A 24,817-nucleotide genomic window follows, 5' to 3' on the forward strand; every position below is an offset into this window, starting at 1 on the left:
GCGCCCGTTGGGCTCCGGCGTGACATCCTTCGCACGCTACGCGAGCGAAGGATGGTGGGTGCGACAGGGATCGAACCTGTGACCCCTACCATGTCAAGGTAGTGCTCTCCCGCTGAGCTACGCACCCCAAATCGTATTGGGTCGGGTCCCTATAACGGACCCGGACGGGGCAGGCAAGGACGCAAAGTCGTTAATTCAGGCCCGAATCAGGCCGCCAGCAGCTTATTCACTTCGCTGACCAGCTCCCGCAGGTGCACCGGCTTGGCCAGCACCTTGGCGTTCTTCGGCGCCTCCGAATCGGAATTGAGGGCGACCGCAGCGAAGCCGGTGATGAACATGATCTTGATGTCGGGGTCGAGTTCCGAGGCGCGGCGCGCCAGCTCGATGCCGTCCATCTCCGGCATTACGATATCGGTGAGCAGCATTTCGAACGGCTCCTCGCGGAGCCGCTGGTAGGCCGACATGCCGTTGTCGTGCGGCGAGACCTTGAAACCGGCGTTTTCCAACGCCTTGACCAGGAAGCGGCGCATATCGTTGTCGTCTTCCGCGAGGAGAATTTTCGGCATGGCAGGGATCGTCGAATCCGGCGTTGAGGATCTGTCCGGACACTAAGCCCGACAGTCGGTAAATTTCGGGTGAAATTTGCGCCCGGCCAGCGCCGGCGAGCGCAAGCTATTTGTGGACCGAAGGGCGCATCGAATCAACAGGAGCGATTTTTCCGCTCCTAAGATGCGTTCCAGCCGCCAACCACGCTCTTTTCACTTGGCAGAATGGCCGCGATTACCGACAATGTGCGCCCATAAATCTCCGCTTTTCCGGCAGAAATCCGGACCTGGCGGACACAAGGGACGGCGCCAAGGGAATGACCGAGTTTGCTGGCGATGTGTCGCCCCCGTTCGAGATCGTCGAGCCGCAGGCCTGGCGCGCGCCGATCATCTTCAACTCACCGCATTCGGGTTCAGTCTATCCGGCCGAATTCCTCGACGCGTCGCGGATCGATGTCGCCGCGCTGCGCCGCTCCGAAGACTCTTTTATGGACGAATTGATCGGCGGCCTCAGCGAGCGCGGCTTTCCGACCGTGCGCGTGAATTTCCCGCGCTCATACGTCGACGTGAACCGCGAGCCCTACGAGCTCGATCCGCGCATGTTCACCGGGCGGCTGCCGAGCTTCGCCAACACGCGCTCGATGCGGGTGGCCGGCGGCCTCGGCACGATCCCGCGCGTGGTCGGCGACGGCCAGGAGATCTATCGCGAGCGGCTCGACGTCGATGAGGCGCTGCGACGGATCGAGGTGCTGTACAAGCCCTATCACCGCGCACTGCGCCGGCTGATCAACAAGGCCCATCAGGCGTTCGGCACGGTGGTGGTGATCGACTGCCATTCGATGCCGTCGATCGGCGTGTCGCGCGACGAGCCGCGGCGGCCCGACGTCGTGATCGGCGATCGCTATGGCACGAGCTGCGCGGCGCTGCTGCCCGATCTGGTCGAGGAGACCCTGAGCGCGCTCGGCTATTCGATCGGCCGCAACAAGCCCTATGCCGGCGGCTTCATCACCGAGCATTACGGCAATCCGGCAAGCGGCCTGCACACCGTGCAGATCGAGCTCAACCGCGCCGTCTATATGGATGAGCGGCGCCGCGAGCGGGGCCCGCGCTTCGCCCAGGTGGCGGCCGACTTCGCGACGCTGGCGGATGCGCTGGCGACGATCCCCTTCGGCGATCTTGGTCCCTTCCAGGCGGCCGCGGAGTAGAAATCCCTCGCTCGTCATTCCCGGTGCGCGATTGCGCACCTGAGAGGGTGTGAAGCTCTGTCCTCACCCACCGCTGTCATCGCCCGGCCTGTGCGCAATTGCGCAGATGGCCCGGGCGATCCAGTACGCCGCGGCCTATCGGTTTAATAACGAGTGTCTCTGGAATACTGGATCGCCCTGTCCCGTCTGCGCCAAGGCTTCGACGAGGCTTGCGATCTCGGGCACGCCGGAGCTTTAGCGGAGGCGGCAAGCCGGGCGATGACCGAGCAAGTTGAGCAAACCAACCCGTCGTAATCCTGAGGGCACGACGAAGTCATGAACCCGGAATCCATTTATCCGCGCGACAAGCATGAAAATGAGCCGAAGTCGGGTGAACCCGAGTTCGAGTGCACCCCGGAATGACGAAGAAGGAATGTGCCTCAAGAAAAAAGGGCCGCTTGAATGAACAAGCGGCCCAAGTCTAGGGAGGAAACGCCCAAGGAGGGCAGCGATAGCGCGAGGCGCTACCGCACCGCAACAATATGCGACCGCGCTGCACAAAACGCAAGAACTTTCGAAACATTTTCTGCGCTCTGTTGAGGAGGCTGGCGAATATGCAACAGACCCATTTAATTGAATTTTCCTGTTATTTCACAGCAACTTACGACAAAAAATCCGCAACGGCCGGCGCCACGCGCATAGCCCGTATACCAGAACTCGCAACTTCGTGATCCCGCCCGGCAGCAGGGCAGCTTTCGAATCCGAAGCCGAATCGAAAGTCCGGAACCCGTCATCAGGGTGGGAATAACGCTCCGTTAATCGTGCGCACGGCACCGGATTGAGCTAGGCAAGACGTCCTCGACAAGAGCACCTTGCGATTTCCACGTGCGCGTTGCGCCTTCCGAAGGACCTGCCGTGACGGTCATCGACTTTACCGCCTTCATCGGCCGCCTCGCGACCGCGTCCGGCGAAACCATCCTGCCGTTCTTCCGGACCTCGCTCTCGATCGACAACAAGAGCTCGAACGATTTCGATCCCGTCACCGAGGCCGACCGCGCCGCGGAAGCGGTGATGCGGCGGCTGATCAAGTCGAACTTCCCCCAGCACGGCATCGTCGGCGAGGAATTCGGCAATGAGCGCGAGGATGCCGACTACGTCTGGGTGCTCGACCCGATCGACGGCACCAAGTCGTTCATCGCCGGCTTCCCGATCTGGGGCACGCTGATCGCGCTGCTGCACAAAGGTACGCCGGTATTCGGCATGATGCACCAGCCTTATATCGGCGAGCGCTTCTCCGGCGACAACGGCTCGGCGCATTATTCCGGCCCGTCCGGCGAGCGGAAGCTCTCGGTGCGGCGCTGCGCGTCGCTGAAGGAGGCGACCGCCTACACCACGAGCCCGCTGCTGATGAATGCGGACGACCGTGCCTGCTTCACCCGCATCGAGAATGTCGCCAAGCTCACGCGCTACGGCGGCGACTGCTACTCCTATTGCATGCTCGCCTCCGGCCATCTCGACCTCGTGGTCGAGACCGAGCTCAAGCCCTACGATATTGCCGGCCTGATTCCGATCGTCACCGGCGCCGGCGGCATCGTCACGACCTGGGACGGCAAACCCGCACAGGCCGGTGGCCGCATCATCGCCGCCGGCGATCCCCGCGTCCACGAAGCGGCGATGAAGCTGCTCAACGCCTGATTTCTCGGCCCGATTTCCCGGGTTGCCGCGCGATTGATCCGCGCCCATTCTGGCGGCAACCAGAAACGTCAGGGACGGGCGCACATGACGATTTGCGGCAGACTGCTGGCAGGGCTTCTTCTGCTTCTCGCGCCCGTCGTTGCCGCAGCGCAGGAGTTTCCGGCCAAGCCGATCCGCCTGATCGTGCCGTTCCCGGCCGGCGGCCCGAACGACATCATCGCGCGCGTGGTCGGGCAGAAGATGTCGGAACTGATCCGGCAGCCGGTCGTGATCGACAACCGCGGCGGACAGGCGGGAGTGCTCGGCACCGATGCCGTGGCGAAGGCCGCGCCGGACGGCTACACCATCGGCATCACCAGCGCGAGCTCGCTCGCCGTCAGCCCGGCAATGGAGAAAGTCGCCTACGATCCCCGGAAGGATTTCGCGCCGATCACGCTCGTCGTGACCGTTCCGGAGATGCTGGTGGTCGCGACCAACGTTCCGGCGCGCGCGACATGACGGAGCTGGTCGCGCTGGCGAAGGCGCAGCCCGGAAAACTCAATTTCGCGTCCTCGGGCCTCGGCAGCCTGCCGCATCTGGCGGGCGAGTTGTTCAAGCTGACTGCGAAGATCGACGTCGTCCATGTGCCGTATCGCGGCGCCGCCCCCGCGATCAACGATCTGCTGGGGCAGCAGGTGCAGATGACGTTCCTCGACCTGCCGGTGATCCTGCCGCAGATCAAGGCGGGTGCGCTGCGCCCGATCGCGCTTGGCGCACCGGCGCGCGCGTCGACCGCGCCCGACGTGCCGACCACCGCGGAAGTCGGGATGCCCGAACTGCTGATCGAGAACTGGTACGGCATGCTCGCACCGGCGGGCACGCCCGAGAACATCGTGGCCACGTTGAACCGCGTTGCCAACCAAGCGATGGCCGATCCAAACGTCAAGGCGCGGCTCGCCGAGCAGGGCCTCACCGTCGCCGGCGACACGCCAGAGCATTTCCGCGGCTTCATCAATGCCGAGATCGGCAAATGGGCCAAGGTGATCCAAGATGCCGGCATCGCGACGGCGAAGTAAGCAGCATGCGGATGCAGTTCCGCTCCGCGCGCGAAGCGGCCGTTGCTTGGCTCTGCGGTCAGCGACGGCTTTGACCCGACACGGACGTGGCACGCGCCGCTCGCGCCAAGGTGCCGCAAGGCCATGCTGCTGACGCAATCTCCGTTTTAGTCGCTGCAAACCTAAAACACTGCGTGAGGACCACTGGTTCTCACGACGGTTCCATAGCCGAGGGGTTTGGCTCGAACTCGCAAACGATTGGCGCAAGTCCATCCACGCATCCGCGTTCGCTTGACCATGTTTGCGATCGGGAACCGATCGAAAAAATCACAGGAGATATGATGCTGTTCTGCTCGAGCGCCGCAGTCTGCGGCGCCCTGATTGCGCTTGCCGTTTCTGTCAACGTTGCTCGAAGTGAAGGAATTCATGCAAGCGCCGTCGTCGAGGCCGCGACGAAGACTGCGATCGTTGGCGCCGCATCCATGTACAATCCATTCAAGCCCGGCAGGGAGGAGGGCGGTCCGAGCACCGCCTCCGGCGAGCGTTATGATCCCTCCGCCTGGACGGCTGCGATCAAGACGAGTTTGCGAAAGAAGTTTGGCGGGGTCCAATTTGGCGCAAGGCCGAAATATGCCCTGGTCGAGGCCGCGGGCAAGAAGGTCATCGTCAAGATCAATGACGTCGGGCCATTGCGGCCCGGCCGTATCATTGACTTCAACGAGCGGACGATGCGCTATTTCGATCCGAGCCTGGATATCGGCGTCATTGATGACGTCAAGGTCAGCCCGCTTTCAGGCGACTACTGGAGCCCAGGACCGGTGGGCTGAATAGGCCTCCTCGTTTCAAATCCTTACATTCACCGCTGCGCCTCGGCGCGCAAATGCTCGACCAGCTGCTTGGCCGGCCGCGGCAGCGCCTTGAAGCTGCGGGCGCAGATCGTCAGGCGGCGGTTGGCCCAGGCGTCGCGGATCCGGATCGTGACGATCGGCATCGCCGCAGCACAGCGGCGCGCCGCGGTCTCCGGAATCACGGCGACGCCGACATCGGCAGCGACCAGCTGGCAGATCGCGTCGAAGCCGCGCAGCCGAGCACGGAAGCGCAGTCGCGCGCCGAGCTTCGCCGCGTGCCGGGAGATATGCACCTGTAGCGCCGAGGTGGCCGTCAACCCGACGAAATCGCGGCCGACCACTTCCTGAAAATCGATCTGGCGGCGGCCGCCAAGATCGCTGCGGCGCGAGGCAACCAGCATCAGCTTATCCTCGCTGAACAGGAAGCGCTCCACGCTGTCGGGCAGCACGTGCTCGGCAGCGAAGCCGAGATCGGCAGCACCGCTGGCGATCGCATCCGCGATATCGGTGCTCTCACGCTCCTCGACGTCGACGCTGATGTCGGGATGCTCGTGCAGGAAATTGGCCAGCGCCCGCGGCAGATGCTCGGACAGGCCCGAGGTGTTGGCGAGCAGCAGCACGTTGGCACGGACGCCGGAGGCATAGGCGGCGAGGTCGCCCTGCAGGGCCTCGACATTGTGCAGCACGATACGGGCGTGGCCGAGCAGGCTCTCGCCGGCCGCGGTCAGCTCGACGCCGCGGCGGCCACGCTTGAGCAGCGCGACGCCGAGCGCATCCTCGAGGCCCTTGATCCGCTCGCTGGCCGAGGCCAGCGCGAGGTTGGCGCGCGCGGCGCCGTGGGTGATGCTGCGCGCATCGGCGACCGCGATAAACAGTTGCAGGTCGACCAGGTCAAACCGCATGATGTCTCCCCTGCCCTTCGGATCAAGCGAAGGCTAACTCCGTAACCTCCAGATTGTGCCGATTGCGCCGATCGGTCAATGTGCGGCCATGGTGGACCATCTCCTGATCTTCATCGCCTTCGCTTTCCTGCTCGCCGGTTTCGTCAAAGGTACGCTCGGCCTCGGGCTGCCGACGGTGGCGATGGGCCTGCTTGCCACCACGATGTCGCCCGGCCGCGCCATCGCGATCGTGATCGTGCCGGCGATCGTCACCAATATCTGGCAGACCTTCGTCGGCCCCTATCTGCGCGACATCCTCAAGCGGCTGTGGCCGCTGATGCTCGGCACCGTGGCCGGTATCTGGCTCAATGCCGGGCTCTTGACTGGACCCTACGCAGCCTATGGAACCGTCGTGCTCGGCATCCTGCTGGTGATCTACGCCATCGTCGGCCTCAGCAAGTTCAGCTTCAAGGTGGCGCGACGCGACGAGAAATGGATCGGCGGCATCGTCGGCGTCATCACCGGCCTGATCTCGGCCGCCACCGGCGTTCAGGTCATCCCCTCGATGCCGTTCATGCAGGCGATCGGCATGGAAAGGGACGAGCTGGTGCAGGCGCTCGGCGTCTTCTTCACCACCGCGACAGTCGCGCTTGCCTTCAACCTCACGGCAACGGGGCTGCTGACGGCCGCCACCGCGCTGCCGGGCGCGGTCGCGATGGTGGCATCCTTCACCGGCATGTTCATCGGCCAGGCCGTCCGCCAACGGATGCAGCCGGACGTGTTCCGCCGCTGGTTCCTGATCGCGATGATCCTGCTCGGCATCTATCTTGCGGGCAGCGCGCTGCCCAAGCTGCACGGTTGATGCATCGGAGAGTGCGAGGCAAGCAGCCTGGACGTTCGACAGGCGACCACCCGCAATAGATGGACAAGTCGGCCGAGCCGGCCTTATGTTCCGCGCGTTGCGGCGATTGCGGCCGCCCGGCGGTTCTGGCCATGGACTGGTCCTATTTTCTCATCGGCGGCATTGTCGTCCTGCTGCTCCTTGCCTATCGCCTGCACGGCGGATTGTTCAGCAAGGATACGCGGCGAGACCAGAAAGTGAATCGATTGATCGACGAACGCATCGAGCGCATGGATTGGAAGCGCGAGAAGAAGCCCGACTGATCGGGCCTGCACTGCTCAGCTTGATGAAAGAAAAAGGCCGCCTGAGTGAACAAGCGGCCCAAGTCTAGGGAGGAAACGCCCTCAAAGAGGGGCTGCGATGGCGCGAGGCGCCCGTCGCATGCGCGATATGTAGTCGTTCACGGGCCTCCGCAAACGGTCAGGTCTGCAAGGCAGGGACGCTGTCGCATGGCTTGAAGCTGCCGCGCGACGACATAGATGCGAGCTTTCCCCCTGAACTTTCGAAGGCTGCCGATTAGGATTTCCCTCCTCAAACGATATCCGTCGGAAAGTCACGGCGCCCAGCCGCTTCGGACGAGGCAGCCACATGCCCTTTGGAACTTGCCTGTTTCCGAGCAGTTGTCGAGCTTGTTCATCTCCGCGATTGGGTTTGATCCTATGGCTCGGCCGCTGGCAATTCTCGCATTTTGCGCTCTCTGCATCTTTTTTCCGGACGCGGCATCCGCGGCTCACCTGAAGCCACAGGGCAGTCAGCTGTCCGATTTTAGCTCCCGTCAACGCTGCGTGTGCGACACATGGCGCAAACCCGTCCGCGTGGTGCGATACAAACACTACCGACTGAGAACAGCCTATGTGATCGGCTATGATCCTTTGCCGTACCGCTACGGCTCGACCTACGTTTTCGAGCCGCCGTATCGCTATTACCGGCGGTAAGTCTCTGACGCGGCACACCGTGCAATTCAATCAGTAGCCACATGCGCGAGCGATATGCGGGACACCACGCAACCCGCATGTCGCTTCGCTCATGCGGGCTACGCTGGCTTCGTCGCCACCAGCCTGGCGCCGCCCAACTTGCGCTCCTGAATGAGGTTAACGAATCGGATGTAGGATCGGTGGAACGCATCGTGGCCCATTTGGGGTGCCGGTTAGCGCGCTTCCAGCATCGCGACGCGGACGCCGAGATAAACGAACAGGCCTCCGAGCGAACGGTTGATCCAGGTGATCACCCCGGTGGATTGCCGGATGCGGCCGGCGGCGCGTGCCGCGAAGGCAGCAACGCCGAAGCACCACAACGTTCCCGTCGTGATGAAGATCAGTCCGAGCACCAGGAAGGCGAGCGTCTTGTGCGGCGAATCGGCTGCCACGAATTGCGGCAGGAAGGCCAGGAAGAACAGCGCCACCTTGGGGTTGAGGATGTTGGTCAGCGCCCCCTGCCAGAATACCCGGGAGACAGATGTCTCGCCCTTCTGCCCCCCGATCTCGACGATCGGCTTGGCGCTGGACAGCAGCATTTGCAATCCGGTCCAGACCAGATAGGCCGCACCGATCAGCTTGACCGCCAGGAACGCGGTCGAGGAGGCCATCAGCAGCGCCGACAGCCCGATCGACGCTCCCAGCACATGGACTAGGCAGCCGCAGCTGATTCCGAGTGCAGCGGCAGCCCCGCCGCGCCATCCGAGTTGAATGCTGCGCCCGATGATGTAGGCCGTATCGGGCCCCGGCGTGATGTTGAGCAGCAGGCCGGAGAGAACAAAGAGCCAGAGTTCGTGAATTCCAAGCATGGCGAGCGTGACCCACATGAGTAACGAAGTAGAAAGGCCGATCAGAATAGCGCCATTCCCGGGACGGCCATTCCCAAGACATATGAATTCAGGAGAGGACAGCGTTGCGCAGTCCGATCGTCGCATGCCAATTCCTGCTACAATGCATTATAGCTGCCTGCAAACCGAGCTTTCGCCAGACCCGTCCTGTCCTGTAAGTATGCGACTCGGTCACGTCGGCTGAGTGACCATTCCGGGGCCCAGACAATATGGAACGACGGCTCGCTGCCATTCTTTGCGCCGACATCGCCGGCTACTCCCGCATGATGGGTGTCGACGAGGCAGGCACGCATGCCTCGTTCAAGGCCCATCGCAGCGCGATTTACCCTATCATCCTCAATCACGGCGGCCGAATCGTCAAAAATACCGGCGACGGCTTCCTGCTGGAGTTTCCGAGCATCATCGGCGCGATCGAGGCCGCGGTCGCGATGCAGACGCTGATGGCTGAACGCAATGAACATCTGCCGACCGACCGCGCCATGCATTTCCGGATGGGCGTCCACATGGGCGACGTCATGGCCGACGAGGACGAGGTGTTCGGCGACGACGTCAACATCGCCGTCCGGCTCGAGACCGTGGCGGCGCCCGGCGGCATCGCGGTGTCGGACAAGGCCCGCACCGAGGCCGGGCGGCGGCTCGCCGTCACGCTGGCCGATGCCGGCCCGCACCGCTTCAAGAACATTGCCGAGCCGATCCATGTCTGGACCTGGGCGCCCGCCGGATCCGACGTCCAGGAGCAGGCGCCGCAGGACGGGCCGCATCTGCCCGGGCAATATCGGACCGCGATCGTCGGCGTGCTGCCGTTCGACAACCTCTCGGGCAGCGACGACGAATATTTCGCCGACGGCCTGACCGAGGACCTGATCCACGCGCTGTCGCTGCAATCCTTCTATCGCGTGCTGAGCCGTAACTCGACCTTCGCCTACAAGGGTAAGAGCGTCCCGACCCGCCTGATCGCACGCGAAATCGATGCCACCTATCTGATCCAGGGCTCGGTGCGCCGCGCCGGCAACAAGATCCGCGTCACCGCCGAGCTGATCGCCCCGGAAAAGGGCGAGCAGCTGTGGACCGGCCGCTACGACCGCGACATGGGCGACCTGTTCGCGATGCAGGACGAGATCACCGCCAATCTCTCCGCCGCCGTCGCCCAGGAGATCTACCGCGCCGAGGCCTCCGCACCGGCGCGCTCACCGAACTCCGAGCTGACCGCGTGGGATCGATTCCTGAAGGGCCTGTCGCACTATTATCAGCAGACCAAGACCGATTGCGAAGCCGCGATCGCCCTGTTCAAGGAGGCGATCGAGCTCGATCCTGCGCTGTCGATCGCGCGGGCGTATCTGGCGCTGATCCAGATTCAGGCCGCGCAGTTCGGCTGGATCCCGAGCACGCGCGAGCTGTGGGCGTCATCGGTGGCGCTGGCCGAGAGCAGCGTGCGGCTCGATCCGCGCTCCTCCTTCGCGTTTCAGCTGCTCGCCTATCTGCACGCGATGCAGGGCCATTACGAAGCCGCGATGGACGCCATCAAGCGGGCGATCGAGCTCAACCCCTACGACATGGGCGCGCGCGGCGTGCTCGGCATCTGCCACATGGTGATCGGCGACCACCGCAAGGCGGTCGAGCTGTTCTCGACCGCGGTCCAGCGCGGCAACAGCGATCCGCGCTACCAGTGGGCGGCGCTGAATGCGTTCAGCCATTATCTGCTCGGGCAGTATGACGCGTCGCTGTCATGGTCGCGCGAAGGGCTCTACCTCAACCCGAACCATCTGCAATGCCTTGCGGTGCGCACCGCGGCGCTGGCCCAGCTCGGCCGCAAGGACGAGGCTGCGCAGGCGGCCGAGGCGCTGCTCGGCAACCATCCCGGGCTGACGGTCGAGCGGCACTTGCGCAATTTCCACTGGAAGAATCCGGCCGATATCGCCCATTACCGCGACGGCCTCTTGAAAGCCGGCGTCCCGTTCGGCAAACTCGCTCTGGTTGCATCGACACCGAAATTCGCTATGGACTAGGTTTCGCCAAGACTCCGAGCGAATTCATCGCCCGGTAATGGATGCTGCTTAGGCTTGATGCTTTCAGGACGGGATTTCATGGCCGATATTGCTGCAAGCGAGGCGCCCGCCCCGCAGGTTTCTCCGAACAATCCCTGCCCGTTCCTGCGCGCGCTGGTTGCCGGCAACTATGTCGGCGGTCACATCGTGCCGCTGCCCGAACTGACCGAGACGATCGGCCGCGCCACCGGCAAGACCGGATTGGCGGGCTTCAGCGCGCGGGCAAAGATCTTCCTGGTCGCGCAGGGCGCCAACGGCTTCGGCCCGCTCAGCCAACTGCGCAGCCTGCTCCACGGCGCCATCCTCGACGAGTTGCGCAACGGCCCGCTCGACAAGCACGGCGCCGGCTCGCGCATTCTCGATCAGCAGGCGATTGTGCATGAGGACGAGATCGCGCGCCTCACCAGCTACGGCCGCGACTACAAGGCTCCCGATGGCAGCGTCGAGCGCGGCCTGTCGGCGTCCGAGATCAAGACCTTCATGGCGGACAACTTCCGGCGCGCCGCCAGCGAGCACTCCACATCCTGGACGATCCGGCACTACTACTATCGCCTGCTGATGCTCGGCGAGTGGCCGGTGCTGCTCGACATCATGGGCAAGGGCGAAGGCAAGGACCGCTACCTCAGCGTCGCCGAGGTCAGGACCCTGTTCGTCGAACGGCGCTTTCCGGACCGCATCGTCGCGCTGCTCAACGGCTGAACGATCGAGTTACTTGAACAGCGGCGTGCCTGGCACGAAGGCGTCGAACGCCGCCCAGAATTGCGCGCGGTAGCGGTCCTGCTCCTGCAGGATCTCGTGCTTGGCACCGGCGATCACGAGATGCGAGCCGGCGCGCAAGTGGTAGGCGAACTCCTCGATCGCCGCGGTCGACACCACCTCGTCGTTGCTCGCCGCCAGCATCAGGATCGGCTGGCGGATGTCGGATGGGTAGGACATGCCGCGGAAGGTGCGCATCGCGGTGAACGCGGTGTCGGCCCAGGCAATCGTCGGCGAGGCGATGCCGAGCGTCGGGTCTTCCTCGAGGATCGCGGCGTTGCGGGCGTGGCGCACCGGATCGCTGGTCACGGGATTGCCGATGAAGGGCGCGGTCCCGACCAGCACGTCGTTGCCGCCGGGCACGTAGCGGCCGCCCCATCCGGCGTAGCGCATGATCCGCAGCAGCGTGCTCGACAACAGCGACACGCGGCCGCGCGGCAGATCGATCATGGGCGCCGACAGCACCATGCGGTCGAACCAGCGCTTGCCGGCATGCGCCACGCGCAGCATCACCGCGCCGCCCATCGAATGCGCCAGCGCGAAATAGGGCGGCGGGCAGTCCGGCAGCACCACCTGCTGCACGAAGGTCTCGACGTCGATCTCGTAGTCGGCGAAATCGCGGACATAGCCCTTGCGCGGATCGCGCAGGCGCCGCGACGAGTGCCCCTGCCCGCGCCAGTCGATCATCGCCACCGCAAAGCCGCGGTCGCGCAGGTCGCGCACGGTCTCGAAGTATTTCTCGATCATCTCGCCGCGCCCGGCGAATACGCAGACCGTGCCCTTGCGGCCGGGCGGCGGCGCCCAGCGCGCAAAGCGCAGCTCGGCGCCATCGGGCGTCTTGATCATGCCGCTGATGACGTCCTCCGGAACCGGATTGGCGGGGATCGAGACGAGCGTCATGGGGAGAACCGGATGGGTGGGACGGGACGAAAATCAAGAGAGCGGGTCGGCAAAAGCGACGCGATTTCCGCCTCTTGAACGCGACATCGTTCCTCCCATATCACCTCCGTGCAGGCCGCTACCAGTGTTTCGGAACCGGAACATCAGGCTGCACACATCTAAGCCCGGCCCTATGGCGGGCGGGTAACTGAAACAGTCGCTCACTGGAGGACTATTCTATGCGTAGCTATGATCTCACGCCCTTCTACCGTTCCACCGTCGGCTTCGACCGCCTCTTCAACCTGCTCGACCAGGTGACCTCGGACGGCAGCCCCGGCTATCCCCCCTACAACATCGAGCGCACCGGCGAGAATGCTTACCGGATCAGCGTTGCGGTTTCCGGCTTCTCGCAGGCCGAACTCTCGATCGTCGCGAAGGAGAACACGCTGACGATCAAGGGCGAGAAAGGTGCCAACGAGAACTCCGGCAACCAGTCCGAGGTGCTCTATCGCGGCATTGCTTCGCGTGCGTTCGAGCGCGTCTTCCAGCTTGCCGACTTCGTGCAGGTGAAGAATGCCTCGCTCGAGAACGGCCTGCTCCACGTCGATCTCGTCCGCGAGATCCCCGAGGCCAAGAAGCCCCGCAGCATTCCGATCTCCGGCGGCGAGAAGGCCCCGCAGGTCGTCGACGGCTCGGCGAAGGTCGCGGCCTAAGCAAAAGTCGGCGTCAGCAGATATTGGCTGCACGCGAAACGCCCCGGGAAACCGGGGCGTTTTTTATGAGCTCCCTAACTTGTAGCCCGGATGCAGCGGAGCGAAATCCGGGGCCGCTGTGTGTCAGCGGAGAAACCTGACCCGGATTGCGCTGCGCTCCATCCGGGCTACCGCAGTTTCCCATCCGGCAACGGATTACTCCAGTCCCTGCACTTTCGGCATCTCCTGGGTCGGCAGGATCGCGGGCGCGGCCGGTGCCGGCGGAGCGGCGTTGCCGACGGTCGGCGCCTCAGCCACCGGGGCGGCCTGCGCGGTCGCCTGGGGGGCGTTGGCCGGCTTCGGCGCCTCGGCGACTGCTGGCTGGGCGGGTGCGGGCGCGCCGGCCGGCGCCGCAGCAGTCGCCGTCGGTACCGCGGCTTGGGCGGCAGCCGGTGCCTCGACGGGCTTGGCCGCCGCGAGCGGGTTGCGCTTGGGCACCGGCACGGCGCGCCTGGCGACGTGCGGGATCGGGGCCGGCGGACGCGGCACCCGGGCCTGGATCGGCGGCGGCATCGCCCCGGCAGGCCCGTAGGTCGCGGTCAGTTCGTCGTCGAAATTGTCGCCTATCGCATAGGCCGGAACGAAGCGGATGATATGGCCGTCGCGGGCGTCGATCACCAGCCGGCCGTCATCGCCGCCGCGGTCGATCACCGAAATCGTGTAGACGAAGCCACGCTGCCGCGGCGCGCCGAGCGGCAGGTAGCCGTTCTCGCGCAGCACAGTATAGACCTCGACCGGCGGCAGCAGGCTCGGCAGGCGGCCGTAGCGCGGCGGCGGCGGAACCTCGGGCATCGCCGCATAGGGCCCGTCCATGTCGGACACCTTGACCAGCAATGGGCTGCCGATCCGGGCAGGCCCGATCAGTTGCGCCTGCGCTGCGGCCGCGCTGAGCCCGAGAGCCGCGGCTGCAACCCAACCTGTGAACAACTTCATTCGCCGTACTCCTGTCTGCCCCGTCTCCGGGAGCGTTTCCGCTCTCTTGCCGGCTTGCCCGAACTTGCCTTGGGGCAAAATTTCATTTTCAAATCCGGCAGTCCTTGGCCGGTCCTTGGGCCAGATCGGGGCGCGTTTGCTTCAAATCGGCGGCGACACGCACCGCTGGAGTCGCTCGATTCGAGCATGCAGGCGGGGACTTTCGCGCGCTTGTGTGTTAGACAAAAATTTGGCAAGGTCGGCGTTAGGACAGTAAGACTGTCTCAATTTCGAGGCCATCCCGGCATAGGGATTGCAACGAGACCTCGGCGCCCCGGGCTCCGAGAATGCTGCAGGCAGGGCCGTTCCACAGGGACGTTGAACGCCCGTCGTCTGAATTAAGGAAAATGCGGCTCGCGGCGGACGAGCGGTGGCCCCGGTGGGTGCCGCAACGCCCAAGGTGCGCCAACACAGTGAGGCCCCTTACCGAAGGGAGAGGACACATGAGCGGGTCGGAATTCGAGCGCGAAATCATCGTGGCAGGTACGCTGTCGGCGACCGCGGACTCGAAACCCGCCGATACCGCGTATGATGCGTCCTTCGGGCCGCACACTCCCGAGCTGCACACCTGGCGCCCGCAGGCCGAGGGCCTTTACGACCTCAGCCTGGAAAAGGATTCCTGCGGCGTCGGCTTCATCGCCAACATCAAGGGCAAGAAGTCGCATCAGATCGTCTCCGACGCGCTCAGCATCCTGTGCAACCTCGAGCATCGCGGCGCTGTCGGCGCCGACCCGCGCGCCGGTGACGGCGCCGGCATCCTGGTGCAGATCCCGCACACCTTCTTCGCGCGCAAGGCGGGCGAGCTCGGCTTCAAGCTGCCGCAACCCGGCGAATACGCCATCGGCGCGCTGTTCATGCCGCGCGATGCGGCGTGGCGCAACGTCATCAAGAGCATCATCGCAGACGAGATCAAGAACGAGGGCTTCAAGCTGCTCGGCTGGCGCGACGTGCCCAGCGACAATTCCTCGCTCGGCGTCACCGTGAAGCCGACCGAGCCCTACCACATGCAGGTCTTCATCGGCCGCAACGGCGCCGCCAAGACCGAGGACGATTTCGAGCGCCGGCTCTACATCCTGCGCAAATCGATCTCGCAGGCGATCTACCAGCGGCGCGACCGTGGCATGGCGGGTTATTACCCGTGCTCGCTGTCCTGCCGCACCGTGATCTACAAGGGCATGTTCCTCGCCGACCAGCTCGGCAAGTACTATCCCGACCTGCACGAGGCCGACTTCGAGAGCGCGCTGGCGCTGGTGCATCAGCGCTTCTCGACCAACACCTTCCCGACCTGGTCGCTGGCGCATCCCTACCGGATGATCGCGCATAACGGCGAGATCAACACGCTGCGCGGCAACGTCAATTGGATGGCGGCGCGCCAGGCCTCGGTGCATTCGGAGCTCTACGGCAAGGACATCAGCCGGCTCTGGCCGATCTCGTATGAAGGCCAGAGCGACACCGCCTGCTTCGACAACGCGCTCGAGTTCCTGGTGCAGGGCGGCTATTCCCTTCCGCACGCCGTGATGATGATGATTCCGGAAGCGTGGGCCGGCAATCCGCTGATGGATGAGCAGCGCCGCGCGTTCTACGAATATCATGCCGCTTTGATGGAGCCGTGGGACGGCCCGGCCGCGATCGCCTTCACAGACGGCCGCAAGATCGGCGCCACGCTCGACCGCAACGGCCTGCGCCCGGCGCGCTACCTCGTCACCAAGGACGACCGCATCGTGATGGCGTCCGAAATGGGCGTCTTGAAGATTCCGGAGGAGCAGATCGTCACCAAGTGGCGGCTGCAGCCCGGCAAGATGCTGCTCGTCGATCTCGAACAGGGCCGGCTGATTCCGGACGACGAGATCAAGGCCGACCTCGCCAAGAGCCATCCCTACAGCGACTGGCTGCATCGCACCCAGATCCAGCTCGAGGAACTGCCGGACGCACCCGCCAAGGGCGTGCGCTCCAACCTGCCGCTGCTCGACCGGCAGCAGGCGTTCGGCTACAGCCAGGAAGACATCACCATCCTGATGACGCCGATGGCGGCCACCGGCGAGGAAGCCGCGGGCTCGATGGGCAACGACACGCCGATCTCGGCGCTGTCCGACAAGCCGAAGCAGCTGTTCACCTACTTCAAGCAGAACTTTGCCCAGGTGACGAACCCGCCGATCGATCCGATCCGCGAAGAAATCGTCATGAGCCTCGTCTCGATCATCGGGCCGCGGCCGAACCTGTTCGACCTGCAGGGCGTCGCCTCGACCAAGCGCCTCGAGGTGCGGCAGCCGATCCTGACCGACGCGGATCTGGAGAAGATCCGCTCGATCTCCGACGTCGCCGAGACCCATTTCAAGTCGCGCACGCTCGACACCACTTTCCACGCCGGCTTCGGCGCGGCGGGCATGGAGCAGGTGCTCGACGAGCTCTGCGCGCGCGCCGAGGGCGCGGTGCGCGAGGGCATCAACATCATCATCCTGTCGGACCGCATGACCGGCACCGACCGGATTCCGATCCCGTCGCTGCTGGCCTGCGCCGCCGTGCATCATCATCTGATCCGCACCGGCCTGCGCACCTCGGTCGGCCTCGTCGTGGAATCCGGCGAACCGCGCGAGGTGCATCACTTCGCCTGCCTCGCCGGCTACGGCGCCGAGGCGATCAACCCCTATCTCGCGTTCGAGACCATCCTCGCGATGAAGGACCGCCTGCCGGGCGCGCTCGACGACTACGAGATCGTCAAGCGCTACATCAAGTCGATCGGCAAGGGTCTGCTCAAGGTGATGTCCAAGATGGGCATCTCGACCTACCAGTCCTATTGCGGCGCGCAGATCTTCGACGCGGTCGGCCTCAAGGCGGACTTCGTCGCCAAGTATTTTGCCGGCACCCACACAAGGATCGAGGGCGTCGGCCTCGGCGAGATCGCCGAGGAGACGGTGCGGCGCCACAACGACGCGTTCGGCGACGGCCACGTCTACAAGAGCGCGCTCGACGTCGGCGGCGAATACGCCTTCCGCACCCGCGGCGAGGACCACGCCTGGACCGCCGAATCGGTCTCGACCCTGCAGCATGCCGTGCGCGGCAACTCGCAGGAGCGGTACCGCGCATTCGCAAAGATCCTCAACGAGCAGTCGGAGCGTTTGTTGACGCTGCGCGGCCTGTTCCGGATCAAGAGCGCCGAGGACGACAAGCGCAAGCCGGTCAAGCTCGACCAGGTCGAGCCGGCCAAGGAGATCGTCAAGCGCTTCTCCACCGGCGCGATGTCGTTCGGCTCGATTTCGCGCGAGGCGCACACCACGCTGGCGATCGCGATGAACCGGATCGGCGGCAAGTCGAACACCGGCGAAGGCGGCGAGGAAGCCGACCGCTTCAAGCCGCTGCCGAACGGCGACTCGATGCGCTCGGCGATCAAGCAGGTCGCCTCGGGCCGCTTCGGCGTGACGACGGAGTATCTCGTCAACTCCGACATGATGCAGATCAAGATGGCGCAGGGTGCCAAGCCCGGCGAAGGCGGCCAGTTGCCCGGCCACAAGGTCGACGCGACCATTGCCCGCGTCCGGCATTCGACGCCGGGCGTCGGCCTGATCTCGCCGCCGCCGCATCACGACATCTACTCGATCGAAGACCTCGCCCAGCTGATCTACGACCTCAAGAACGTCAATCCGGACGGCCAGGTCTCGGTCAAGCTGGTCTCGGAAGTGGGCGTCGGCACGGTTGCCGCCGGCGTTGCCAAGGCGCGCGCCGACCATGTGACGATCGCGGGCTTCGAGGGCGGCACCGGGGCCTCGCCGCTGACCTCGATCAAGCATGCCGGCTCGCCGTGGGAGATCGGGCTTGCCGAAACCCACCAGACGCTGGTGCGCCAGCGGCTGCGCAGCCGCATCGCGGTGCAGGTCGACGGCGGCTTCCGCACCGGCCGTGACGTCGTGATCGGCGCGCTGCTTGGGGCCGACGAGTTCGGCTTCGCCACCGCGCCCTTGATCGCGGCGGGCTGCATCATGATGCGCAAGTGCCACCTCAACACCTGCCCGGTCGGCGTCGCCACCCAGGACCCGGTGCTGCGCAAGCGCTTCACCGGCCAGCCCGAGCACGTCATCAACTACTTCTTCTTCGTCGCCGAGGAAGTCCGCGAGATCATGGCGCAGCTCGGCTACAAGACGTTCGACGAGATGGTCGGCCAGGTCCAGATGCTGGACCAGACCGCGCTGGTCTCGCACTGGAAGGCCAAGGGCCTCGACTTCTCCAAGCTGTTCGTGCGGCAGAAGGAGGAGAAGGGCCAGACGATCTACCACTCGGAGAGCCAGAACCATCATCTGGAAGCCGTGCTCGACCGCAGGCTGATCGAGAAGGCGCAGGCCGCGCTCGACCGCGGCGCGCCGGTGAAGATAGAAGAGGAGATCAACAACACCGACCGTTCCGCCGGCGCGATGCTGTCGGGCGCGGTGGCGAAGATCTACGGCCATGAGGGCCTGCCGCTCGACACCATCCATGTCAGCCTGAAGGGCACCGCCGGACAGGCGTTCGGCGCCTGGCTCGCCAAGGGCATCACCTTCGACCTCGAGGGCGAAGGCAACGACTATGTCGGCAAGGGCCTCTCGGGCGGCCGCATCATCGTCAAGCCGCCGAAGATCTCTGGCATCGTGCCGGAGGAATCGATCATCGTCGGCAACACCGTGATGTACGGCGCGATCGAGGGTGAGTGCTACTTCCGCGGCATCGCCGGCGAACGCTTCGCCGTGCGCAACTCGGGCGCGGTCGCGGTCGTCGAAGGCGCCGGCGATCATTGCTGCGAGTACATGACCGGCGGCATCGTGGTGGTGCTCGGCAAGACCGGGCGCAACTTCGCGGCCGGCATGTCCGGCGGCATCGCCTATGTGCTGGACGAGGCCGGCGATTTCGACAAGCTGTGCAACCTGTCGATGGTCGAGCTGGAGCCGGTGCTGTCGGAGGAGATGATCAACGCCGACACCTATCACCACTCCGGCGATCTCGAGGCGCACGGCCGGGTCGACGTGTTCCAGAACCTGCTCGACTCCGACGTCGAGCGGCTGCACGTCCTGATCACGCGCCACGCCAAGCTGACCGGTTCGAAGAAGGCCACCGAGATCCTGGCGAACTGGAAGACCTGGCTGCCGAAATTCCGCAAGGTGATGCCGGTCGAGTACCGCCGCGCGCTGAAGGAAATGAAGGCGAAGAACGCCGACGCCGAGCCGAAGATCGCGATCGGCGCGTAGTTACAGGAAGCACGTCATTGCGAGCGCAGCGAAGCAGTCCATAGCGCCACCAGCCGAACCATGGATTGCTTCGTCGCTTCAGCACAAAATTGCCTTGCAATTTTGTCGCGAGGACCTCGCAATGACGGACAATTGACACAGACAGATACGGACACATGATGCAGGGGCATCGGGTTTAATGGGCAAGATTACAGGTTTTCTCGAGATCGACCGCAACGAGCGCAAGTACCGGCCGGTCGCCGAGCGATTGAAGAACTTCCAAGAGTTCGTGATTCCGCTGAGCGAGAAGGACGCGCGCGACCAGGCGGCGCGCTGCATGAATTGCGGCATCCCCTATTGCCACGGCACCGGCTCGGCCGAGCCGGGCACGCCGGGCTGCCCGGTCAACAACCAGATCCCCGACTTCAACGACCTTGTCTATCAGGACAATTGGGAAGAGGCCGCACGCAACCTGCACTCGACCAACAATTTCCCGGAGTTCACCGGGCGGATCTGCCCGGCGCCCTGCGAGGCGTCCTGCACGCTCAACATCGACGACAACCCGGTCACGATCAAGACCATCGAATGCGCGATCGTCGACCGCGCCTGGGATGAGGGCTGGGTCAAGCCGGAGATCGCCCTGCAGAAGACCGGCAAGAAGGTCGCCGTGATCGGCTCCGGCCCCGCCGGCATGGCCTGCGCGCAGCAGCTCGCGCGCGCCGGACACGACGTGCATCTCTATGAGAAGTACGCCAAGGCCGGTGGCCTGCTGCGCTACGGCATCCCGGATTTTAAGATGGAGAAGGCCATCATCGATCGCCGCGTCGCGCAGATGGAAGCCGAGGGCGTCACCTTCCATTACGGCCGCCCGGTCGGCGGCAGCGCCGCTGATGCGATCGATCCGCAGGAACTGGTCAAGCAGTATGACGCCGTGGCGTTGACCGGCGGCGCGGAAGCCCCGCGCGACCTGCCGATCCCCGGCCGCGACTTGCAGGGCATCCACTTCGCGATGGACTTCCTGCCGCAGCAGAACCGCCGCGTCTCCGGCGAGGCGCAGGATGGTGCCGCCGACATCCTCGCCGGCGGCAAGCATGTCGTCGTGATCGGCGGCGGCGACACCGGTTCGGACTGCATCGGCACCTCGCTGCGCCAGGGCGCCAAGTCGGTGACCCAGCTTGAGATCATGCCGGCGCCGCCCGAGCGCGAGAACAAGGGCGTGACCTGGCCGAACTGGCCGCTGAAGATGCGCACGTCGTCGAGCCAGGCCGAGGGCGCAGTGCGAGAATTCGCCGTACTGACCCAGAAGTTCGAGGGCAAGGACGGCAAGGTCACCAAGCTCCACTGCATCAGGGTCGACGACAAGTTCAAGCCGCTGCCCGGCACCGAGTTCACGCTCGACGCCGAACTCGTGCTGCTGGCGATGGGCTTCGTGCACCCGGTGCACGAGGGCCTGCTCAAGACCCTCGGCGTCGAGCTCGACCAGCGCGGCAACGTTCGCGCCAATCTGCAGGACTACCAGACCTCGCAGGCCAAGGTCTTCTCCGCCGGCGACATGCGCCGCGGCCAGTCGCTGGTGGTGTGGGCGATCCGCGAAGGCCGGCTGTGTGCGCGGTCGATCGACACCTTCCTGATGGGCAAGACGGACCTGCCGCGGTAAATCGCGGCGGTCACGCCGCGCTACAGCCACATACGCAACTGTCATCGCCCGCGAAAGCGGGCGATCCAGTATTCCAGATACGTCGGCGCTTGAACCGAGAGGCCGCGGCGTACTGGATACCCCGCCTGCGCGGGGCATGACACCTTCAGTGCCGGCGTGATCTCGATCCTCAATTCTGCACCCGCACGCCCAGCATCACCACGGTCGATGCCGAGTTGTTGCCCTGCTGGTTCGATTCCAGCCAGTCGCGGCGGATGGTGCCCTTGATCCAGAGGCTGCGGGTCATCTTGTAGATCAGGTCGGTCGACACCGAGTAGATCGTGTCGTTGCGGTTGTCACCCTGGTACTCGAGCGTGCCGTAGCTGAACTTGCCGATCGCGGTCAGCCAGCGGCGGAAGTCGTGGTCGATCTCGAAGGTGTAGGTGCGCGACAGCACGCCCGAGGTGCCGGGCAGCGTGGTCTCGCCGATCTGGGTGTCGGAATAGAATTTCGCAGTGGTCAGCGGCGTCGCGGTCCAGGTCAGCGAGGCCGTGGTGAGCAGGCCCTCGAGCCGGTTGAGCCTCGAGTCGGCATAAGTGCGCATCGCGTAGCCGACCGAGATTTCGCCGAACAGCATCCGCGTGAACTCGAACGAGGTGCCGGCCTTGAGGTAACCGCCCGACGAGTCGCGCGCGAAACCGTTGCGGTCGAGGGCGAGGTCGTGCACGCGGCTGTCGCCTTGCATTTCGACGAACGGCTTGACTGCGGGGTTCAGCTCATAGCTGACGCGGCCGACGCCGCCATAGGCGGTGAAGTTGCGGTCGTCGTTCGACGAGCGCGTGCCGTCGGTGAGCTTGGACCATTGATAGTCGGTGCGGTCGACGGTGGCACCGGCGGAGACCTGGAGGCGATTGAAATTCTGGTCGACGCCGAAGGTGCCGCCGATCGTGCTGAACAGCGGATACTTGGCAAGGCCGGCCTGAACGTTCGGGCTGCCGGGATTGTCGGTCGAGATCAGCGCGCGCGCCTGCACCATCAGACGCGTGTCCCGCGTGACGTCGAGGCGGCCGTCGATATGGCCGGTAAAGCTCGGGCGGTCGACGTCGAGCGGCGCCGACAGCGGCGTGCCGTCGGCGTTCGGCGTCAGGCCGGAGCCGTAGCCGCTGAACGAGCCGCGCAGATCGGCGACGACGGCATGCCGCTCCCAGTCCGAGACCGCGAGGAATTCCGGTGCGACGACGTAGACCGCCCTGCCCTGTGGCGAATAGAGCCGGCCCGGATTGCTGTCGTAGCCGGCCATCACCTCGACCGCGGTCTTGATCAGGAACGAGCCGGCATAATCGCCGATCGCACCGAACGGATCGTCGTCGAGTTTCAGCCGCCGGCGCGCCGGCTGGCCGACGACGGTGCCGGCCAGCGCGGCCGGCACCGGCGGCTTGTTCGCGGTCGATGACGGCGGGATCGACAGCCGCAACTCCCCGGTCGCGGTGCGCGGCGGCGTCGGCACCGGCGAGCCGGGGCCCGGCGGCGGCTTCGGCTTGGCCTGGCCCGGATAATATTTCGGCTTTTGACGCTTTCGATTGAGCGAGTCGTAGCCCGACACCGCGGCGCCGTTGGCGGCGGGCAACCCATAGGTCGGGATCTGGCCGATGCGGGTGGTCGAGCCCGACGTTGACGAGCGCCGGTCGCGATCGGCATCAGGCAGCTTCAGACCATTGAGGGAATCCAGCGTCCCGGCCGCGGTCCGGCGCAGCGGCGAATCCTGGGTCACCAGCTGACTCTGCCGCGTCGGGCTGAACAGGTCGGGCGTCACGGTCTGTGCCGCGGCGAGCCCTGAGGTCGCGGTGAGCAACAGGCATGGCAAAGCAACGCGAACGAGGCATTCGCGCCCGTTTCGGCCCCTTGCTGGCCTCCGCACCACGATTGAAATACTCCAACGAATTCATGCACTTGACGAACACCCTCCGCCGGGCGGCGGAAAACGTCGTTAATGGAGTTAAAACAATTATGGTTAATGAGCCGTTGAGGCCGGTTAACCGCGCGTCGCATCGCGGAATAGACCGTGCTAAGGGAGACGCCCGGGTGCAAAACCCTCCCCCTGGAATCCAAGATGGCCAAACCGAAGCCGCTGATGACCAAATCATCCGGTCACGATGACGGCGCCATTCAATCGGCGCTGCGTACCCTCGATGCCGAAGCCAGCGGCGTCGCCGCGCTCACCGCGGCGCTGAAGTCCGACCTCGCCGCGCCTTTTGCCGCGGCTGCCGAGCTGATCCGTAAGTTGAAGGGACGGGTGATCGTCACCGGGCTCGGCAAATCCGGTCATATCGGCCGCAAGATTGCCGCGACCTTCGCCTCCACCGGGACGCCGGCGTTCTTCGTGCACTCGGCCGAAGCCAGTCACGGCGACCTTGGCATGATCACCACTGACGATGCGATCTTCGCGCTATCGTGGTCCGGCGAGCAGGCCGAGATGCGCAATCTGATCGCCTATGCTGCGCGCTTCGGCATTCCGCTGATCGCGATGACGGCCGACAAGGAGTCCACGCTGAGCAAGGCCGCCGACGTGCAGCTGACGCTGCCGAAGGCGCGCGAGGCCTGCCCGCACAATCTGGCGCCGACGACGTCCTCGCTGATGATGCTGGCGCTCGGCGACGCGCTGGCGATCGCGCTGCTGGAAGGCCGCGGCTTCACCTCGACGGATTTCAGCGTGCTGCATCCGGGCGGCAAGCTCGGCGCGCTGCTGAAATATGCCCGCGACCTGATGCACACCGGCGACACCGTGCCGCTGAAGCCGCTCGGCACCAGCATGTCGGACGCGCTGGTCGAGATGACCTCGAAGGGCTTCGGCTGCGTCGGCATCGTCGACCGCCTCGGCCATCTGGTCGGCATCGTCACCGACGGCGACCTCCGCCGCCAGATGCGCCCCGACCTGCTGACGCTGACGGTCGACGAGGTCATGACCAGGACGCCGAAGACGATCGGCCGCGACACGCTCGCCGGTGAAGCCCTCGAGCTGCTCAACGCGTCGAAGATCACGACGCTGATCGTGACCGACGCCAAGAAGCCGGTCGGCATCATCCATCTGCACGATCTGTTGCGCGCCGGCGTGGCGTAGGCGGCGCGCTACGGCGGCTACATTGGAAACCGCGCCGCGGTCGTCTCCAGCGGCAGGTCCAGCGCGTTGGCGAGATAGGAGACCGTGCGGTAGAAGCCGCACAGCAGGATGATCTCCAGGATCTGGTCCTCGTCATAATGCACTGAGAGCGCCGCGAACTCGGCGTCATCGAGCGTCGCGCGGGCATGCAGCGCGTCGGCCGCAGCCAGCATCGCCTGCTCGGCCGGCGACCAGCAACTCGCATCGGCCTTGCCGCGCACGGTCGCCTCGACCTGCTCCGCCGATAATTCGGCGGCGGCGCCGAATGCCGCGACATGCACGCCCCATTCGTACTCGCAGTTGTTCAGCGCGCAGGTGCGGTCGATGACGACCTCCCGCTCGCGCAGCGAGAGCGGCCCGCGATCCAGCAGGCTGCCGCCGCGAAACTTCTCCCAGGCACGCGGATGGCCGGCCATCACGCGGAACAGCAGCAGCGGCGGCGCGCCGCGCATGATGCGGTCGAAATGCTGTTGAACGTCCGCGGCGTAAGGCGGATCGAGCGGCGCGATGCGTGACATGGC

At 65.1% G+C, this 24,817-nt stretch carries 18 protein-coding genes, 1 tRNA gene and 1 pseudogene; 12 read left to right on the top strand and 8 right to left on the bottom strand.

Translation table 11 applies throughout. The annotated features are described in order from the left end of the window. Positions 1-52 precede the first annotated feature (52 nt). A tRNA-Val gene (locus J6500_RS20815) sits at positions 53-127 on the bottom strand. Positions 128-206: 79 nt separating this feature from the next. Then, positions 207-566, bottom strand: coding sequence for a cell cycle two-component system response regulator CpdR (cpdR, locus tag J6500_RS20820; protein WP_066502958.1), 360 nt, complete (start codon positions 564-566; stop codon positions 207-209). A 296-nt stretch (positions 567-862) separates the two neighbouring features. Between cpdR and J6500_RS20825 the strand changes: the two genes are divergently transcribed. From J6500_RS20825 to J6500_RS20840, 4 genes and pseudogenes are all read left to right on the top strand, one after another. Further along, the gene (locus J6500_RS20825; RefSeq protein ID WP_225714562.1) at positions 863-1,750 is read left to right on the top strand and encodes an N-formylglutamate amidohydrolase; all 888 of its coding nucleotides are present in this window, start codon (positions 863-865) and stop codon (positions 1,748-1,750) included. Positions 1,751-2,644: 894 nt separating this feature from the next. Next, entirely contained in the window at positions 2,645-3,424 is a 780-nt protein-coding gene (gene hisN, locus J6500_RS20830; protein WP_225714563.1) for a histidinol-phosphatase, read from the top strand. Positions 3,425-3,508: 84 nt separating this feature from the next. Further along, a pseudogene (locus J6500_RS20835) lies at positions 3,509-4,479 on the top strand (Bug family tripartite tricarboxylate transporter substrate binding protein). A gap of 317 nt (positions 4,480-4,796) precedes the next feature. Further along, a complete protein-coding gene (locus J6500_RS20840) occupies positions 4,797-5,285 on the top strand; it encodes an RlpA-like double-psi beta-barrel domain-containing protein (RefSeq protein ID WP_312018232.1) in 489 nt (162 codons plus the stop codon). 29 nt (positions 5,286-5,314) lie between these two features. Here the strand turns inward: J6500_RS20840 and J6500_RS20845 are convergent, their stop codons facing one another. After that, positions 5,315-6,208 (bottom strand): LysR family transcriptional regulator, encoded by an 894-nt coding sequence (locus tag J6500_RS20845; RefSeq protein ID WP_225714565.1) that lies wholly within the window; start codon positions 6,206-6,208, stop codon positions 5,315-5,317. 88 nt (positions 6,209-6,296) lie between these two features. Between J6500_RS20845 and J6500_RS20850 the strand changes: the two genes are divergently transcribed. After that, positions 6,297-7,049, top strand: a complete 753-nt coding sequence (locus J6500_RS20850) for a sulfite exporter TauE/SafE family protein (protein WP_225714566.1) — start codon at positions 6,297-6,299, stop codon at positions 7,047-7,049. 59 nt (positions 7,050-7,108) lie between these two features. Next, positions 7,109-7,351: a hypothetical protein gene (locus tag J6500_RS20855; protein WP_225714567.1), complete on the top strand. Its 243-nt coding sequence runs from the start codon at positions 7,109-7,111 to the stop codon at positions 7,349-7,351. A gap of 884 nt (positions 7,352-8,235) precedes the next feature. Here the strand turns inward: J6500_RS20855 and J6500_RS20860 are convergent. Next, positions 8,236-8,871, bottom strand: coding sequence for a LysE family translocator (locus J6500_RS20860; protein ID WP_225714714.1), 636 nt, complete (start codon positions 8,869-8,871; stop codon positions 8,236-8,238). A gap of 248 nt (positions 8,872-9,119) precedes the next feature. Between J6500_RS20860 and J6500_RS20865 the strand changes: the two genes are divergently transcribed. Beyond that, positions 9,120-10,916, top strand: a complete 1,797-nt coding sequence (locus J6500_RS20865; protein WP_225714568.1) for an adenylate/guanylate cyclase domain-containing protein — start codon at positions 9,120-9,122, stop codon at positions 10,914-10,916. A gap of 78 nt (positions 10,917-10,994) precedes the next feature. Then, positions 10,995-11,654, top strand: a complete 660-nt coding sequence (locus tag J6500_RS20870) for a hypothetical protein (protein WP_225714569.1) — start codon at positions 10,995-10,997, stop codon at positions 11,652-11,654. Between the two features lie 9 nt (positions 11,655-11,663). On the opposite strand, the gene J6500_RS20875 is transcribed toward J6500_RS20870, so the two are convergent. Further along, positions 11,664-12,611 (bottom strand): alpha/beta fold hydrolase, encoded by a 948-nt coding sequence (locus tag J6500_RS20875; protein ID WP_225714570.1) that lies wholly within the window; start codon positions 12,609-12,611, stop codon positions 11,664-11,666. A gap of 218 nt (positions 12,612-12,829) precedes the next feature. On the opposite strand from J6500_RS20875, the gene J6500_RS20880 reads away from it, so the two are divergent. Next, positions 12,830-13,303: an Hsp20 family protein gene (locus J6500_RS20880; protein ID WP_225714571.1), complete on the top strand. Its 474-nt coding sequence runs from the start codon at positions 12,830-12,832 to the stop codon at positions 13,301-13,303. 195 nt (positions 13,304-13,498) lie between these two features. Here the strand turns inward: J6500_RS20880 and J6500_RS20885 are convergent, their stop codons facing one another. Continuing rightward, positions 13,499-14,275 (bottom strand): hypothetical protein, encoded by a 777-nt coding sequence (locus tag J6500_RS20885; protein WP_225714572.1) that lies wholly within the window; start codon positions 14,273-14,275, stop codon positions 13,499-13,501. Positions 14,276-14,757: 482 nt separating this feature from the next. Here J6500_RS20885 and gltB point away from each other — a divergent pair, with 482 nt between their 5' ends. Together gltB and J6500_RS20895 are read left to right on the top strand one after the other, a co-directional pair. Next, positions 14,758-19,524, top strand: coding sequence for a glutamate synthase large subunit (gene gltB, locus J6500_RS20890; RefSeq protein ID WP_225714573.1), 4,767 nt, complete (start codon positions 14,758-14,760; stop codon positions 19,522-19,524). Positions 19,525-19,702: 178 nt separating this feature from the next. Then, the gene (locus J6500_RS20895) at positions 19,703-21,160 is read left to right on the top strand and encodes a glutamate synthase subunit beta (RefSeq protein ID WP_225714574.1); all 1,458 of its coding nucleotides are present in this window, start codon (positions 19,703-19,705) and stop codon (positions 21,158-21,160) included. 169 nt (positions 21,161-21,329) lie between these two features. Here J6500_RS20895 and J6500_RS20900 read toward each other — a convergent pair whose 3' ends face one another. Beyond that, positions 21,330-23,003, bottom strand: coding sequence for an outer membrane beta-barrel protein (locus J6500_RS20900; RefSeq protein ID WP_376707834.1), 1,674 nt, complete (start codon positions 23,001-23,003; stop codon positions 21,330-21,332). 246 nt (positions 23,004-23,249) lie between these two features. Here J6500_RS20900 and J6500_RS20905 point away from each other — a divergent pair, with 246 nt between their 5' ends. Beyond that, positions 23,250-24,257, top strand: a complete 1,008-nt coding sequence (locus tag J6500_RS20905; protein WP_225714576.1) for a KpsF/GutQ family sugar-phosphate isomerase — start codon at positions 23,250-23,252, stop codon at positions 24,255-24,257. Positions 24,258-24,274: 17 nt separating this feature from the next. On the opposite strand, the gene J6500_RS20910 is transcribed toward J6500_RS20905, so the two are convergent. Further along, a complete protein-coding gene (locus J6500_RS20910) occupies positions 24,275-24,814 on the bottom strand; it encodes a carboxymuconolactone decarboxylase family protein (RefSeq protein WP_225714577.1) in 540 nt (179 codons plus the stop codon). Positions 24,815-24,817 lie beyond the last annotated feature (3 nt).

It is taken from the genome of Bradyrhizobium semiaridum, assembly GCF_020329505.1.
GTDB lineage: Bacteria > Pseudomonadota > Alphaproteobacteria > Rhizobiales > Xanthobacteraceae > Bradyrhizobium > Bradyrhizobium semiaridum.